Origin of the sequence: Streptomyces polyrhachis (genome assembly GCF_042663125.1) — a bacterium.
Classification (GTDB): domain Bacteria; phylum Actinomycetota; class Actinomycetes; order Streptomycetales; family Streptomycetaceae; genus Streptomyces; species Streptomyces polyrhachii.
Map to the genome: position 1 here is coordinate 1 of NZ_JBHSZO010000014.1, position 14,839 is coordinate 14,839.

Here is a 14,839-nt window from a genome sequence, read left to right on the forward strand (position 1 = left end):
GCTGGGGGTGGTGCTTTCGCGTCTTGGCCTCAGGCGCCGGACGGGCTGGGGGTGGGGCTTTCGCGTCTTGGCCTCAGGCGCCGGACGGGCTGGGGGTGGGGCTTTCGCGTCTTGGCCTCAGGCGCCGGACGGGCTGGGGTGGGACTTTCGCGTCTTGGCCTCGCTGCATTCGATAGCGGGCTCCGCCCGCGGGCCGGGCGGGCTGGGGGCGGTTCTCAGCCCGTCAGTGCGTCCGCCGCGCGTTTGAGTTGGGACTCGTTCTCCTTGAGGACTTCTGCCAGGGCTTCGGCGTTGTCCTCTACCGCTTGGCGTTGGTAGGCCTCGTCCACCGCGAACCAGATGCCGACCACGTTGTGCTTCGTGCGGCAGTCCTGGTCGGCTACGGCGATCTGGATCTCCTGGGCGGTGGGCTGGGGGGTGGTGGTCCACTTCTCGTCCTTGGCGACGGCGATCGGGTCGGCGTACTGGTAGCCGCGATCCGCCATGCACGCCGACCACTTGGCGAAGACCGCGCGGGTGCGCTCGTCCTGCTGGGCCTTGACGAGGGTGGCGAACTTCAGGTCGTCGGCGATCTTGGCGTCGACGCTCTCGCGGGGCTTGGTGGAGCCGGCGATCTGCTGCCTCGCCTCCTGGTCGCAGCCGCCCTTGGGGACGGGCTGCCCGTTGACCGCCGACTTCGTACCCTCCGCGCCCCTGCCGTCGGAGCCGGACAGGACGAGCTCGTAGTCGGGGGGAAGGTTCTGCAGGTCGGAGGCCCAGGCGCCCTTGGACTGCTTCGGCGGCCCCCCGGGCGGGTGGTAGCCCCACCTGGCGGCGAGGCTCGCGCTCTGCGGGCCGAAGCGGCCGTCCACCCGGGTGGCGGGCCCCTCGGACTGCGGCTGCCGGGGGAGCTGGGGAGCCTGGTAGGTCAGCCCGAAGCGCTTCATGCAGCGGCCCACGAGTGCGCGGTACGCGCTGCTCAGCTTCTCCTGCTCCGCCGGGTCCAGCAGGTAGGGGTCGAGCGGGAGCCCCTTGTCGTTGGCCGAGGTCAGCTTGGGTGTAGTGGTGACCTTGGGCGGCACGGTCGGCTTTCCGGCGGCGGGTGTGCCGCCCTCCTCGGCGGAGCAGCCCGCCAGCGCGAGGGCTGCGCAGGCCAGGATCAGGGCGGCGGTGCGGGGGCGGGCGGGCATCGCTGGGCTCTCTTCCGTCGTCGTGCGGCAGGGGACGGCCGCTCTTCGCGGCGGTCGGGGGAAGGGCCGGGTCCTGTCGTACGGGCCGGGGGGAGCCCGTACGACAGGACCCGGAACGCCGGACTCAGGGGCCGGCGGCGTGCTCGTTCAGCCGACGACCCGGCCCGAGGCGTTGTTGTTCTTCATGGTGGGGTTGAGGTTGCCCCAGCTGTACTCGTTGAAGGTCTGGCAGGCGAACGAGCAGCTCCAGTTGCTGTTGTAGTAGACGCGGAAGCGGGCGGGGGTGTTGTTGTCCACCGCCGCCGCGTTGTTCTTCACCTCGACGCCCGCGCCCGCGCCGCCCTTGGCGCCCGACTTGAAGTAGAAGCCGGCGTAGCTGCTGACGTCCCAGGTCTGCTTGAAGTACGCGCCGAAGCCGTAGGTGCTGGAGTTGTAGTAGAGGCATGCCTCGCCGTTGTTGCGGCAGTCGTACCTGAGCGCCGCCGCGGATGCCGGGGAGGCCGTCGCCAGGGTTCCCGCCACCGCGCCCGCCATGACCGCCGTGGCGGCGATCAGCTTTCGGATGTGCATCTCACTCCTGAAGGATTCGAACCATTGTCGGAGGTGCGGGAGTGAGGCTATGAGGCGGGGGATACGGACGGCAAGGGTTCGCATACGAACGGTGAGGCCCGGGGCGGGACTTGGCCGAAAAGCACCGCACCGCGGTCCGTGGGTGACGGACCGCGGTGCGGTGTGGTGCGGTGTGGAGCCGTGCGGTGCGGGTCTACCGGAAGAACGCGACTCCGTCGTCCGGGAGGTCCTTGATGTCCTTGGCCCACTCGCTGGGGTCGACGACCTTCTTCAGCTGCGCCGACATGTACGGCCGCAGCTCGATGTCCGGGGTGGCCTTCTCGCCCACCCACATCAGGTCGCCGTTGACGTAGCCGTAGAGCCGCTTGCCCGCCGAGTACGGCGGCGCGTCCGGCGTGCGCAGGATCGCGTCGGTCGCCAGGTCGATCTGGGGCTTGCCCTCGGCCAGTTCGCCGTACCAGTTCTCGGCGACGCCGTCGTCGCGGACCATCACCACGTCCACCTTGCGGTCCTCGCCGACGCGCCAGTAGCCGGTCTCCGACTCCAGCGGGCGGACCTTCTTGCCCTCGTCGTCCAGCACCCAGGTGCGGGAGACGTAGAAGAGGAAGTCGCCGCCGTCCTGGCCGAAGACGACCTCCTGGCCGAAGTTGCACTTCTCGGCGCCGGGGAAGTCGAAGACGCCCGCGCCCTCCCAGTTGCCCAGCAGCCAGGCCAGCGGGACCAGCTCCGACTTCATGTCGGACGGGATCTCGAACATCAGCGCTGGCCCTGGTAGAGCTTCTTCACGGTGAGGCCCGCGAAGGCGAGGGTGGCGACAGCGACGAGAACGAGCAGTGCCTCGAAGAAAATGATCACGTGCGCTCCTCCGAGCGTGATGGACGGGCGGACCGCCTTCGAGTGTAGTTGCCCCGGTCGGGCGGGGCACTCCGGGAGGGAATGCCCCGCTTCGGTGGCCTATCGGGGGAAATCCGTGCAGGTCCTAGCCCAGCAGCTGCTGCTGGAGGGCCAGCGTCTGCTGGAAGGGGACCTTCGCGGCGCCGCCCGCGCGGGACTGCACGACCAGGGCGATCGTGTCGCCCGCCACGACGTACGCCTGGCGGGCGTGGGTGGCTCCGTACGGCTTCTCCTCGTCGTAGACGTACAGGTCCACGCCGTCCAGGCGGGCCTTGGTGGGCCAGCTCTCGTCCAGGACCGTGTTCGGGGCCTCGGCCAGCTCGCGGCCCGCGCTGACGCCGCCGGTGAGCACCTCGTCGTAGAAGTGGCCGGCGAGGGCGCCGGTGTTGAAACGCAGCAGGTAGATCCCGGTGCGGGTGCCGTCCGGCATGGTCCAGGCGCGGGCGGCGACGTGGCGTACCGCGTCGTCGGTGAGCATCTGGCGGACTGCCTCGCGCTCGTCCTTCGCGTAGACGGCCGTGAAGTCGGCGGGGGAGATCCAGCCGTCCTTGATCTTCGCGGCAGCGGCGTCCGTGTCCGGCTTCGCGCCTGCGGGCTGCGGCAGCAGCAGCCGGCGCAGGTCGGTGACGTGGTGGATGCCGGCCGGGTTGGCCTTGTCGTCCAGGGGTGCGGGGGCGCCGTGCGGGAGGGCGGGGAGCTTCAGCCCGGGGTAGTCCCAGCGGCCGTCGCTCTCGGTGGCCAGCAGTGGCAGGTCGCTGCGCTCGGTGTGGGTGAGCGCGTAGCCGATGCCCGTCGCGGTGCCGGTGAAGAGCAGCGCGGCGGCGGTCCAGGTGAGTATCCGGCGCAGCAGGGCGCCGGAGGGGCGGGGCGGCTGGGTTTCCGGTGCGCTCGGGTAGCCCATGGCTTCCGGTGCGCTCGGGTAGTTCATGGCTTCCGGTGTGCTCGGGTGGCTCATGCGGCCTCTCCCGGGGAGTCGATGTGGTCGAGCTGTTTGGCCAGGAGGGCGGCGGCTGCTTTTCGGTCCAGCGGCTTCACGCCGTAGGCGGTGAAGGTGACCAGGGTGTCGCCCTTGGCCACCGTGCAGTCCATGACCTGCAGTTTGTCGTCCGACTCGGTCTTCATGACGAAGCAGCGGGCGTCCTTGTAGCCCTCGATCGCCGGGCCCCTGGTGCTGCTGCGGCGCTGGTTGAGCCGCGTTTTGAAGGCGGCGAAGTCGCGGGTGGCGCGGGGGCTCATCCGGGCGATGTTGATCTCCACTGTCAGCCGGGTGCCCTTGGTGTACGAGCGCATCGCCAGGCCCTCCAGCTTCATCCGGTCCACCTGGCGCGTGAACTCCCGCCGATCGCTGTTCGGCAGTCCCCGGCCGCCCTGCTTGAAGAGGGCGGCGGCCTGCCTGCCGCTCAGCTCCACGTCGTTGCCGAACTCGCCGATGTCCGGTCCGGAGGTGTAACCCTCGGGCACGGGCAGCAACGTGCGCCCGAGCCCCGTGTGCGCGGTGGCTTCACCGCTGCTCCCGTCGGTGTCCTTGGCGGCCGGGGGCGCTTGCCAGACCCGGGTCCTGGCGCTCCGGTCGGCGCCGTCCGCCTCCAGGTAGGCGTAGCCGAGGCCGCCGCCGGCCGCGAGCAGCGCGAGGGCGGCGGCGGCGATCAGCGCCACGGGCCTGCGGGTGCGGGGTGCCTCCGGGGGGAAGCCGTAGGGGTTCACAGGCGCTCCAGCTGCTTGCGCGCGAGGTCCATCGCGTCCTTCGCGCTGACCTTGGAGGTGTTGAGGAACTGGATGTCCATCACGACGTCCCCGCGCCGGGCGATGGCCCGCGCCTGCCAGAGCGGTTCGTAACCGGCCTCGACGTGCGGCTCGGAGAAGACGTACAGCCGGCCGTCACCGGAGCCCGGGATGGGCGTGCCGTCGTCGCCGGCGTCCTCGTTCTCGGGGAGGTACGTCAGCAGTTCCTCCGCGTAGTCCGCCGAGCCCGCCGACTGCTCGTCGCGGAACTGGATGAGCTGCACGATCACCGCATGGCCGGGCCCCCGGGTCCAGGCGGTCTGGGCGGTGCGCCGGTAGCCGTTCTCCAGGAGGTACTCGAAGATGTAGTCGGACTCGTCGTAGTCGTCCGCGAACTCGTAGGCCGAGACCCAACCCCCCTCGCCGGGAAGGAAGTCGGGCTTCTTCGTCCCCTTGGGCGCGGCGACCAGCAGCTTGCGCAGGTCGCCGCCGGTCCTCGCGCGGTGGTCCTGCGCGGCGGGCAGGGGCTCCTGCCGCACGCCGGCGGCCAGCGGGGCCGGGCGCTTCAGTCCCGGCTGGGAGAGCGGCGGCAGCGCGGTGGGCGGCTCGCCGGCCTGTACGTGGTAGCCGTAGCCGATCCCGGCCACGCCGCCGAGCAGCGCGGCGACGGCGAGCAGCGCGAGGGCGCGGGCGGGGCGGTGGGGGCGGGCGGAGGAGCGTGCGGGCGGCGGGGCCCAGCCCGGGTGCGGGAGGGCCTGGTGCGGCTCTCCGGCGGGGTACGGGTGCGCGTGCTGGTACTGCGGGTACTGCGGGTACTGGAGGGACCGCTGCGGCGCCGGTCCGGCGCCGGCGCCGGGTCCGGCGTCCGGTTCGATGCGCGCCAGCCGGGTTGTCGGCGGGTCCTCCGCCGGGCCCGGGGCGCCGGCGCCGAAGGCGTCCCAGCTGCCGGTTCCTCGGTTCGACTCCACGATCCCCCTGTCGTGCCGCCGGTCGTGGGGCGGCGTTGTGCTGCTGGTCATGCGGTGCGTGCCGCACTCCTTACAGCGTTCAAATGTTTGATTTCGTCACGCGCGTGTTGCTGCGACCCACCCGCCCCTCGAACGGCCGTCCGTATCGCGCGGGGCCGGAGTGCTTCCCGGAGCACCCCCTAAGGTGGCCGCATGGCTGCACGCAGGAAACTCGTGATCAAGGTGACCGCCGGTGCCGACGCCCCCGAGCGCTGCTCGCAGGCGTTCACGGTGGCGGCGGTGGCCGCCGCCAGCGGCGTGGAGGTGTCGCTCTGGCTGACCGGTGAGTCGGCGTGGTTCGCGCTGCCGGGCCGCGCGGCGGAGTTCGACCTCCCGCACGCCGCCCCCCTCCCCGACCTCCTCGACGGCATCCTGGCCGGCGGCCGCGTCACGCTGTGCACGCAGTGCGCGACGCGGCGGGGCATCGAGGAGAAGGACGTCCTGGAGGGCGTGCGCATCGCCGGCGCGCAGGTCTTCGTCAGCGAGGTCATGGAACCGGACGCGCAGGCGCTGGTCTACTGACGCGGGGGCGCCGACCGGCGCGGGGGCGCCGGGAGTCGGGGATGCATCCCAGGGGGGCGCCCCCAACTCCCGTACTCCCTAGCCGAGCAGCTGGCTCTGCAGGATCACCGTCTGGTGGAAGGGGACCTCCGGCGCCCTGCCGGGCTTCTCCTGGACGATGACGCCCACCAGGTCGCCGGCGAGCAGGTGGGCCTGGTGCAGTTCGACCTTGCCGGTCTCGCCGTCCTCACCGAAGACGGAGACGCTGACGTTCTCCATCCCCGCTTCGGGTGCCCAGGAGTCGTTCGGCTTCAGTACCTCGGACTCCGGGAAGAGCTTGTTCGGTACGTAGCCGGCGCCCAGAACCGAGCCGGACACCCGGCCGGCCACGTCGTCACTGGAAAAGCGCAGCAGGTAGATGCGGGTACGGGTGCCGTCCGGCATGGTCCACCCGGTGGCCGCGATGTGCTTCACGCCCTCCTCGGTGAGCTCCTTGCCCAGTTCGGCGCGGTCGCCCTTGCGGTACGCCTCCAGGAAGGACGGAAGACTCAGCCAACCACCGCGCCCCGGCAGCCCCTTGTCCACCTTGGCGCCCTTCGGCGCGGGCAGCAGCAGCGTCCGCAGATCGGCGTGGTGGACCTCGGGCTCGTTGCCCGTCGCGAACGGGCCGGGCTGCTCCTTGGCCAGTGACGGGAGCCTGAGAGCCGGGTAGTCCCAGCGCCCGTCGCTCTCGGTGGCCAGTCCGGGCAGCTCGGTGCGCTCCTTCTCTGCCACCACGTACGCGGTCCCGGCAGCAGCGCCGGCGAAGGCCAGCACCGCACAGGTCCACCGCGCGAAGGCGCGCAGTACCCGGCGCGGCGGGCGCGGGGTGGCGGGAGCCGGTATCTCCTGCGGGACGGGCGCCTCAGCGGGCTGCTCCCCCCCGACGGTCGCGGCCGTCTGGATCTCGGTCATGCGGACTCCCCGTCGGTGATGCGGTCGAGCTGGTCCTTCAGGAGGCCGGCCACGGCCTTCTGGTCCATCGTGCGCGGACCGTAGGCGGTCACGCTCACCAGGACGGACCCCTTGGCGGCGGTGCAGGTCATGACGTCCTGCTCCTTCCAGGCGTCCTTGGGCGCCAGGAAGCAGACGGCATCCTTGTAGCCCTTGACCTTCGGTCCTCGCCGCAGTGAGTCCAGGATGCCGACCAGCTCCTTCTGGAAGGCGGCCGAATCCTTCGCCGCCTTCTTCGCCATCTGCGTCAGCTGGATCTCGACCACGAGGTCGTCGACGGAGGCGGAGTAGGAGCGCATCGCCTGCCCCTCGATCTTCCGCTTCTCCAGGATCCGGTTCATCGATCGGCGGAGCGGTCCGGGGAGGCCGTGCGCGCTCTGCTTCATCAGGGCCACGGCCTGCTTGCCGGTCAACTCGACGTCGTTGCCGAACTGTTCGATATCCGGACCCGGCGTGTAAGAGGTGGGCATGGGGAGTAGCAGCTTGCCCAGGCTCCGGTGCTGTGCGCCCTCCTTGGGGCTCTGCTGCTTGGTGTCCGCCATCCCCTGCCAGTACGCGGTGGGGGAGGTCTTGTCGGCTTTGCCCACCCGGTCGGCGGTGTACGCGACGCCGGCGCCGGTAACGCCGAGAACGACGAGTGTGGCGACGGCGGGCAGCAGTCGACGCAGCGGGCGGCGGCGCGGGCCGGCGGGCGCCACCTCGTCAGCGGGAGCGCCGGGGGCGGTTTCCTCAGCCGGCGGGGTCGGGTCGTCGGTCGTCACAGCTTCTCCAACTGCTTCTTGGCCAGCTCGCGGATGTAGGACTCGCTGATGGGCTTGCTGTCGTACACCCAGATGTCCATCACCACGCTGTCTCGTCTGGCGATCGCCCGCGCCCGGTACAGCGGGAGGTAACCGGCCTTGCGCTGAGGCTTGTTGAAGACGAAGGCGCGACCCGTGGCGGAGCCGGGGATCGGCTTGCCGTCGTTGCCCGCCCACTCGGAGGAGGGCGTGTAGGCCAGCTGGTCCCTGAAATGGTCGTGGGAGCCACCGCTGCCGGCCCGGAACTGCACCAGCACCACCTCGGTGTGGCGGTCGCTCTGCTCCCAAGTGGTACTCACGGCACGTTGGAAGCCGTTGTTCCGCAGGCTGGCGAACATGCTCTTGGGGCTCTTGTACTCGTTCGCGTACTGGTACAGCGCCAGCCACTCGCCGCCCGCCCGTCCCGAGGAGTTGCCCGCCCCCTTCGGCTTGCTGATCAGCAGCTTGCGCAGCTCCCGCGTGGCCGGGTCGCGCGGTGCCTCGTCCCCGCTCACCACCGCGTTCTCGTCCACCCCCAACCTCGCCTGCGCCAGCGGCGCCAGCGGCGTCGGCTCGCGGTCCGCCTGGACGACGTAGCCGCCGCAGACGCCCGCTACCGCGCCGAGGGCCAGCGCGGCGGCGATGAGCAGCGTGGTGCGGCCGCGTCGGCGGCGCGGCGCGGGTTGCGCCGGTGTCTCCGCCGCAGCCCGCGCCTCAGCCGTCGCCGGTGCTGCCGCAGCAGTCGGTTCCGGGTCGTTCGTGTCCGTCACGGCCCCCCCAGGGCTCTTGATCCGGCCAATGTCCCGATCAAGACCAGCCAGCCCGGGGAAAGGTTGTGCGATTTATGTATCGAACGTATAAAGCCGCCCCAGTGGCCCCGGGCGTCCCAGCCGCCTCCGCCTACCCCTCCGCCTCCCCCTACCCTTCCGCCACCGGCGCCGCGAACTGCGCCTCGTACAGCCGCGCGTACGCGCCCCCCGCCGCCAGCAGCGACTCGTGCGTGCCCTGCTCCACGATCGTGCCGTCCTCCATCACCAGGATCACGTCCGCGTCGCGGATGGTGGAGAGCCGGTGGGCGATGACGAACGAGGTGCGGCCGGTGCGCAGTTCGGCCATCGCCTGCTGGATCAGCACCTCCGTGCGGGTGTCGACCGAGGACGTCGCCTCGTCCAGCACCAGGATCGAGCGCTCGGCGAGGAACGCCCGCGCGATGGTGATCAGCTGCTTCTCGCCGGCCGAGACGCCTGTGCCCTCGTCGTCCAGGACGGTGTCGTAGCCCTCGGGCAGCGTGCGCACGAAGCGGTCGACGTGGGTGGCCTTCGCGGCCCGTACGACCGCCTCGCGGGTGGTGCCGGCGGGGGCGCCGTAGGCGATGTTCTCCGCGATCGTGCCGCCGAAGAGCCAGGTGTCCTGCAGGACCATGCCGATCCGCGAGCGCACCTCGTCGCGGGTCATCCGGGCGGTGTCCACGCCGTCGAGGAGGATACGGCCGCCGTCGACCTCGTAGAACCGCAGCAGCAGGTTGACCAGCGTGGTCTTGCCCGCCCCCGTCGGGCCGACGATGGCGACCGTGTGGCCGGGCTCCACCGCGAGGGAGAGGTCGCCGATGAGCGGCTTGGCGGGATCGTAGGAGAAGGAGACGTGCTCGAACTCCACGCGCCCGAGCGTGACGTCGGGCGTCAGCGGCGGGTCGGCGTCCGGGCGCTGCTCGGGCGCGTCCAGCAGCTCGAAGACCCGCTCGGCGGAGGCGACGCCGGACTGCACCAGGTTGGCCATGGAGGCGAGCTGGCTCAGCGGCTGGCTGAACTGCCGGGAGTACTGGATGAACGCCTGCACGTCGCCGATCGACAGCGCCCCCGAGGTGACCCGCAGTCCGCCGACCACCGCGACCAGCACGTAGTTGACGTTGCCGAGGAACATCATCGCCGGCTGGATCAGCCCCGAGATGAACTGCGCCCGGAACGAGGAGAGGTACAGCTCCTCGTTCTCCCGGGCGAAGACCTCCGCCGCCTCGCGCCCGCGCCCGAAGACCTTCACCACCGCGTGGCCGGTGTACATCTCCTCGACGTGCGCGTTGAGCTTGCCGGTCGTCCGCCACTGGGCGACGAACTGCGGCTGCGCCCGCTTGCCGATCCGCGCGGCGAGCTTCGCCGAGAGCGGCACGGTCACCAGCGCGACCAGCGCCAGCAGCGGCGAGATCCAGCACATCATCGCCAGCACGCCCACCACCGTCAGCAGCGAGGCGAGCACCTGGCTCAGCGTCTGCTGCAGCGACTGCCCCACGTTGTCGATGTCGTTGGTGGTACGGGAGAGGATCTCGCCGCGCGACTGCCGGTCGAAGTACGACAGCGGCAGCCGGGCCAGCTTGGCCTCCACCTCCCCGCGCAGCCGGAAGACCCCCCGCTGGACGACGACCGCCGCGATGCGCGCCTGGACGACGCCGAGCACCGCCGCGACCGCGTAGACCAGCGCCACCCACAGCAGCACCCGGCCGACGGCACCGAAGTCCACGCCGCGGCCGAGCATGCCGGTGACCACCAGGTCGGTGGCGTCGCCCAGCAGCTTCGGGCCCACGACGGTCAGCGCGATGCTCGCCGTGGCGAGCGCCACGACCACCGCCAGCACCCCGCGCTCGGGGCGCAGCAGCTTCAGCAGCCGCAGCGAGGAGGCCCTGAAGTCCAGGGCGTGCTCGGCGGGTTGGGCGCCCATGAAGCGGGCGGGACCGATCGCGGGGGCCGGGCCCCGGCGCGGTGCGGCGGTCGTACCACCGGCCGTACCACCGGCCGTACCACCGGTCTTGTCGTCGGTGGAACTCATGCCGCCTCCTCCTCGGTCAGCTGGGACAGGACGATCTCCCGGTAGGTGCCGTTGCCGGCCATCAGCTCCCGGTGGGTGCCGCTGCCGACCACCCGGCCCTCGTCCAGGACGACGATCCGGTCCGCCTCGCGGATGGTCGCCACCCGCTGGGCCACCACCACGACCGTCGCCCCGCCGGTCTCGCGGGCCAGCGCGGCGCGCAGCCGGGCGTCGGTGGCGTAGTCCAGGGCGGAGAAGGAGTCGTCGAAGAGGTAGATCTCCGGGCGGCGGACCAGGGTGCGCGCGATGGCCAGGCGCTGGCGCTGCCCGCCGGAGAGGTTGGCGCCGCCCTGGGCGACGGGCGCGGCCAGCCCCTCCTCCAGCGCCTCGACGAACTCCCGTGCCTGGGCGGTGTCCAGGGCCTGCCACAGCTCCTCGTCACTGGCGTCGGGGCGGCCGTAGCGGAGGTTGGAGGCGACGGTGCCGGCGAAGAGGTAGGGCTTCTGCGGTACGTAGCCGACGGTCCGCGCCAGCAGCGCGGGGTCCAGCCGGCGTACGTCGACGCCGTCGACCCGTACCGTGCCCGCCGTCGCGTCGAAGAGGCGCGGGACCAGGCCCAGCAGGGTGGACTTGCCGCTGCCGGTGGAGCCGATGACGGCCGTGGTGCGGCCGGGCTCGGCGGTGAGGTCGACCTCCCGCAGTACGGGCTCCTCGGCGCCGGGGTAGCGGAACTCCACGCCGCGCAGCTCCAGTCGGCCGCGTACCGCCAGCTCGCGTACCGGATCGGCGGGCGGGGTGAGGGAGCTGTCGGTGTCCAGCACCTCCTGGATGCGCTCGGCGCAGACCTCGGCGCGCGGCAGCATCATCAGCATGAACGTGGACATCATGATCGCCATCAGGATGTACATCAGATAGGCCAGGAACGCCGTCAGCGCCCCCACCCGCATCTGCCCGTCCTCGATGCGGTGCGCGGCGAACCACACCACCGCGACGCCGGCCAGGTTCACCACCAGCATCACCAGGGGGAACATCAGCCCCATCAGCCGCCCGGTCCGCACCGCCACGTCCATCAGCGAGGCGCTGGCCTCGGCGAAGCGCCGCTGCTCGTGCTCCTCGCGGACGAAGGCGCGGATGACGCGGATGCCGGTGATCTGCTCGCGCATGATGCGGTTGACGGTGTCGATGCGCTCCTGCATGCCGCGGAAGAGCGGCCGCAGCCGGCGCACGATCAGCGTGACCACGACGGCCAGCACGGGGATGACCGCGAGCAGCAGGCCGGAGAGCGGGACGTCCTGGTTGAGCGCCATGAGCACGCCGCCGACGGCCATGATCGGGGCGGAGACCATGATCACGAAGGCCATCAGGCAGAGCATCTGCACCTGTTGGACGTCGTTGGTGGTCCGGGTGATCAGCGACGGCGCCCCGAAGCGCCCGACCTCCCGCGCGGAGAAGGACTGCACCCGCTCGAAGACGGCGGCGCGCAGGTCGCGGCCGAGCGCCATGGCGGTACGGGCGCCGTAGTACGTGGCGCCGACGGCGCCGGCGACCTGCGCGAGGGTGACGGCCAGCATCCAGCCGCCGACGGTGAGGATGTGGCCGGTGTCGCCGGTGAGGACGCCGTTGTCGATGATGTCGGCGTTGAGGGTGGGGAGGTAGAGGACGGCCAGGGTGGAGAGCAGCTGAAGGAGGACGACCCTGGCTATGTCGGACCGGTAGGGCTGCAGGAAGGTACGGCAGATTCGGACAAGCACACTGCACCCTATGGCGGGGGCCGCAGGCGCGGACCACTGGTTTTCGGGGCCGGCCCCGGGATTTTGCCGCGCCTTGAAGCTCGGGGCCGGCCACCGGAATGCGGGCCTGTGCCGGGTGATGGCGCATCATGGATGCCGCACGCACGACGAAGGGAGCCGTCTGATGACGGCCACAGGCACGATCCGGTACTGGGCCGCCGCCAGGTCCGCGGCCGGTACGGACGAGGACGCGTACGAGGCGGAGACACTCGCCCAGGCGCTCGACGCGGCGCGGGCGCGGCACGCGGAGCGGCCGGAGTTCGCGCGGGTGCTGCTGCGGTGTGCGTTCCTCGTGGACGGCAGCCCGGTGGGTACCCGCGACCACGCGACGGTGAAGCTTGTCACGGGCGGCACGGTTGAGGTTCTGCCGCCGTTCGCGGGAGGGTAGGCCGCGATGACGAGCCAGGATCCATACCCCAATCCCCCGGCGGACCCGTACGCGCAGGCGCCCGCCCCGTGGCAGCCGTACGAGGAGCCCGCCCACCAGGGCTACGCCCCGCAGCAGGCGGACCCGTACGCCCAGCGGCAGGCGGACCCGGCGGCCCAGCAGGGCTACGCCCCGTACGCCGCCCAGTCCCAGGCGGACCCGTACGCCCGGCTCCCGGCCGATCCGTACGCCGCCCAGCCCCCGGCGGACCCCTACGCCGCCGCGCCGTACGCCGCCGCGCCCCAGCCCGCGGGCCACGCCCCGTACGGGGAGGGGCAGGCGGCGTACGCGCAGCCGCCCGCGTACCCGGGCGGCACGGGCCACACCCCCGGCCCGGGCTATCCCCCCGAGCACGGGGGAGCGGCGGACGCGGCGCAGACGGCGTACCTCCCGCCGGTGCCGGCGTCCCCCGAGCCGCAGGTGGAGATGACGGCCGTCATGCCGCCCGTCCCCGCCCAGCCGGAGGCGGACGGCGGCTGGCCGCAGGGGTGGGAGCGGTCGGGGGGGCCTCGGCAGCCCCAGCAGCCCCGCCAGCCCCAGCAGCCGCCCGCGTCCCCGTCGCACGAGTCCGGCGCACCCGGCGCCCCCGGTACGCCCGGCCTCCTCCAAAACGAGAGCGAGCCCACGGTCTACGGCGCCCCCGCCCGCCGCCGCCCGCTGCCCTCCGCGCAGGAGCTGCGCGAGAGCGGCGGCGCCTCGATGATCGCCCCGGGCCCCCAGCCCGCCGCGATCACCGCGGGCCTGGCGCTGCTGATGGCCGTCACCGCGCCGCTGGCCCGCCCCGGACTGGCGCTGGCCGTGGTGGCGCTGCAGGCGCTGACGGCGGCGGGCTGGTTCCGCCTGAACGGCATGTGGCCGGCCCGCCAGGGCATCGCGGTGGCGTTCGGCGGCGCCCTGACGGCGTCGCTGGCGATGCTCTTCACGGGCCGCGAGGACGCCCCCAACGCGGCGCTGGCCGCCCTGGGCGTCTGGCTGCTGCTGGCGATCGCGGCGCAGCTGCGCAGCACGGCGCCCGGCGACGAGCGCCTGCAGTCGCTGACGGCGACGGTGGCGGCCACGGCGCTGGCGGTGCTGGCCGCCGGCTACCTGGCGGCACCGTCCGCGGCGGTGGTGGTGGGCGCCCTGTCGGTGGCCGCGGCCACGGGCGTACGGGCGGTCCCGCTCCCCCCGAAGACCTCCCCCCTGGTCACCCTGGCGGCGGCGGTGCTGCTGGGCGCGGTGGCGGGCGCCTTCACCTCGATCGGCATCGCGGGCGCCCTCCTGGGCCTGGCCTGCGGCGCCACGTCCCTGCTGGCGCTGCGCGTGGCGAGCTACGACTACCCCTCGCGCTTCGTCCACCTCACGGCGGGAGCGGCCCTGCCGCTGACGCTGTCGGTGGCCCCGGTGTACGTCCTGGGCAGCGCGCTGGCGTAACGGGGGATCGGTAGGACGGGGCCGGGTGCGTGACGCGCCCGGCCCCGTAGCGTGCGAAGGCCCCTGCCCCGGAGGAGGCAACCCGCGTACAGCGCCGGGGCCGGTGTGCTTCGCTGCTGTGATGACCCGGGATCTGGAGACCGTCACCTTTGAATCGGCCGAGGACTTCGAGGCGTGGCTCGCGGAGAACCACGCCGTCTCGGCCGGGATCTGGCTCAGGCTCCGCAAGAAGGAGGCGGGGGTCGCCGCGCTGGACTACGGGCAGGCGCTCGACGTGGCGCTGTGCTTCGGCTGGATCGACAGTCAGAAGGCCGCGTACGACGAGCGGTGGTGGCTCCAGCGCTTCACCCCGCGCACGGCGCGGAGCACGTGGTCCAAGGTCAACCGGGACAAGGTGGCCGCGCTGACCGCGCAGGGGCGGATGCGGGCGGCGGGGCAGGCCGAGGTCGACCGGGCCCGGGCGGACGGGCGCTGGGAGGCGGCGTACGACGGCTCGCGCACCGCAGTGGTGCCGGACGATCTGGCGGCGGCGCTGGCGGCGGAGCCGAAGGCGGCGGCGTTCTTCGAGACCTTGGACCGGCAGAACAGGTACGCGGTCCTGTACCGCGTGCAGGAGGCGAAGAGGGCGGAGACGCGGGCCCGGCGGATCGAGAAGTACGTGGGGATGCTGGCCAGGGGGGAGAAGGTGCATCCGTAGACGGGGGCTTGCGGGGCGCCCGCGTACAACGCGCGCACCACCCGCCCGCAGCCTGGCCGCCACCCCACCGTCACCATTGGT

General features: G+C 72.3%; 15 protein-coding genes. 4 read left to right on the forward strand and 11 right to left on the reverse strand.

Going from position 1 to position 14,839, the window contains the following annotated elements; all coding sequences use genetic code 11:
- Nucleotides 1–215 precede the first annotated feature (215 nt).
- From ACFQLX_RS10825 to ACFQLX_RS10850, 6 genes are all read right to left on the reverse strand, one after another.
- Nucleotides 216–1,169: a hypothetical protein gene (locus tag ACFQLX_RS10825; protein WP_386414072.1), complete on the reverse strand. Its 954-nt coding sequence runs from the start codon at nucleotides 1,167–1,169 to the stop codon at nucleotides 216–218.
- A gap of 147 nt (nucleotides 1,170–1,316) precedes the next feature.
- Nucleotides 1,317–1,739: a hypothetical protein gene (locus ACFQLX_RS10830; RefSeq protein ID WP_386414073.1), complete on the reverse strand. Its 423-nt coding sequence runs from the start codon at nucleotides 1,737–1,739 to the stop codon at nucleotides 1,317–1,319.
- Nucleotides 1,740–1,932: 193 nt separating this feature from the next.
- Nucleotides 1,933–2,496 carry a heme-binding beta-barrel domain-containing protein gene (locus tag ACFQLX_RS10835; protein ID WP_386414074.1) on the reverse strand — a complete coding sequence of 188 codons (564 nt, stop codon included), beginning with the start codon at nucleotides 2,494–2,496 and terminating at the stop codon, nucleotides 1,933–1,935.
- Between the two features lie 222 nt (nucleotides 2,497–2,718).
- On the reverse strand, nucleotides 2,719–3,588 hold the full coding sequence (locus ACFQLX_RS10840) for a hypothetical protein (protein ID WP_386414076.1): 870 nt from the start codon (nucleotides 3,586–3,588) through the stop codon (nucleotides 2,719–2,721).
- Nucleotides 3,585–4,337, reverse strand: coding sequence for a hypothetical protein (locus ACFQLX_RS10845; protein WP_386414078.1), 753 nt, complete (start codon nucleotides 4,335–4,337; stop codon nucleotides 3,585–3,587). Before ACFQLX_RS10845 ends, ACFQLX_RS10840 begins: the two co-directional genes overlap by 4 nt.
- Complete coding sequence (locus ACFQLX_RS10850; protein WP_386414079.1) at nucleotides 4,334–5,374, reverse strand: hypothetical protein; 1,041 nt, start codon at nucleotides 5,372–5,374, stop codon at nucleotides 4,334–4,336. Before ACFQLX_RS10850 ends, ACFQLX_RS10845 begins: the two co-directional genes overlap by 4 nt.
- Before the next feature lie 141 nt (nucleotides 5,375–5,515).
- On the opposite strand from ACFQLX_RS10850, the gene ACFQLX_RS10855 reads away from it, so the two are divergent.
- Complete coding sequence (locus tag ACFQLX_RS10855; protein WP_386414080.1) at nucleotides 5,516–5,884, forward strand: DsrE family protein; 369 nt, start codon at nucleotides 5,516–5,518, stop codon at nucleotides 5,882–5,884.
- 78 nt (nucleotides 5,885–5,962) lie between these two features.
- Here ACFQLX_RS10855 and ACFQLX_RS10860 read toward each other — a convergent pair whose 3' ends face one another.
- From ACFQLX_RS10860 to ACFQLX_RS10880, 5 genes are all read right to left on the reverse strand, one after another.
- Nucleotides 5,963–6,817 carry a hypothetical protein gene (locus ACFQLX_RS10860; protein WP_386414081.1) on the reverse strand — a complete coding sequence of 285 codons (855 nt, stop codon included), beginning with the start codon at nucleotides 6,815–6,817 and terminating at the stop codon, nucleotides 5,963–5,965.
- Nucleotides 6,814–7,617 carry a hypothetical protein gene (locus ACFQLX_RS10865; RefSeq protein ID WP_386414082.1) on the reverse strand — a complete coding sequence of 268 codons (804 nt, stop codon included), beginning with the start codon at nucleotides 7,615–7,617 and terminating at the stop codon, nucleotides 6,814–6,816. Before ACFQLX_RS10865 ends, ACFQLX_RS10860 begins: the two co-directional genes overlap by 4 nt.
- Complete coding sequence (locus ACFQLX_RS10870; protein ID WP_386414083.1) at nucleotides 7,614–8,405, reverse strand: hypothetical protein; 792 nt, start codon at nucleotides 8,403–8,405, stop codon at nucleotides 7,614–7,616. The genes ACFQLX_RS10865 and ACFQLX_RS10870 overlap by 4 nt, the downstream gene beginning before the upstream one ends.
- A 148-nt stretch (nucleotides 8,406–8,553) precedes the next feature.
- Nucleotides 8,554–10,452, reverse strand: coding sequence for an ABC transporter ATP-binding protein (locus tag ACFQLX_RS10875; protein ID WP_386414085.1), 1,899 nt, complete (start codon nucleotides 10,450–10,452; stop codon nucleotides 8,554–8,556).
- On the reverse strand, nucleotides 10,449–12,182 hold the full coding sequence (locus ACFQLX_RS10880) for an ABC transporter ATP-binding protein (RefSeq protein ID WP_386414086.1): 1,734 nt from the start codon (nucleotides 12,180–12,182) through the stop codon (nucleotides 10,449–10,451). The genes ACFQLX_RS10875 and ACFQLX_RS10880 overlap by 4 nt, the downstream gene beginning before the upstream one ends.
- A 163-nt stretch (nucleotides 12,183–12,345) precedes the next feature.
- On the opposite strand from ACFQLX_RS10880, the gene ACFQLX_RS10885 reads away from it, so the two are divergent.
- From ACFQLX_RS10885 to ACFQLX_RS10895, 3 genes are all read left to right on the forward strand, one after another.
- Nucleotides 12,346–12,609 carry a MoaD/ThiS family protein gene (locus ACFQLX_RS10885; RefSeq protein WP_386414087.1) on the forward strand — a complete coding sequence of 88 codons (264 nt, stop codon included), beginning with the start codon at nucleotides 12,346–12,348 and terminating at the stop codon, nucleotides 12,607–12,609.
- Between the two features lie 6 nt (nucleotides 12,610–12,615).
- Complete coding sequence (locus ACFQLX_RS10890; protein WP_386414089.1) at nucleotides 12,616–14,061, forward strand: hypothetical protein; 1,446 nt, start codon at nucleotides 12,616–12,618, stop codon at nucleotides 14,059–14,061.
- Between the two features lie 121 nt (nucleotides 14,062–14,182).
- Nucleotides 14,183–14,758, forward strand: coding sequence for a YdeI/OmpD-associated family protein (locus ACFQLX_RS10895; protein ID WP_386414090.1), 576 nt, complete (start codon nucleotides 14,183–14,185; stop codon nucleotides 14,756–14,758).
- Nucleotides 14,759–14,839: the final 81 nt, after the last annotated feature.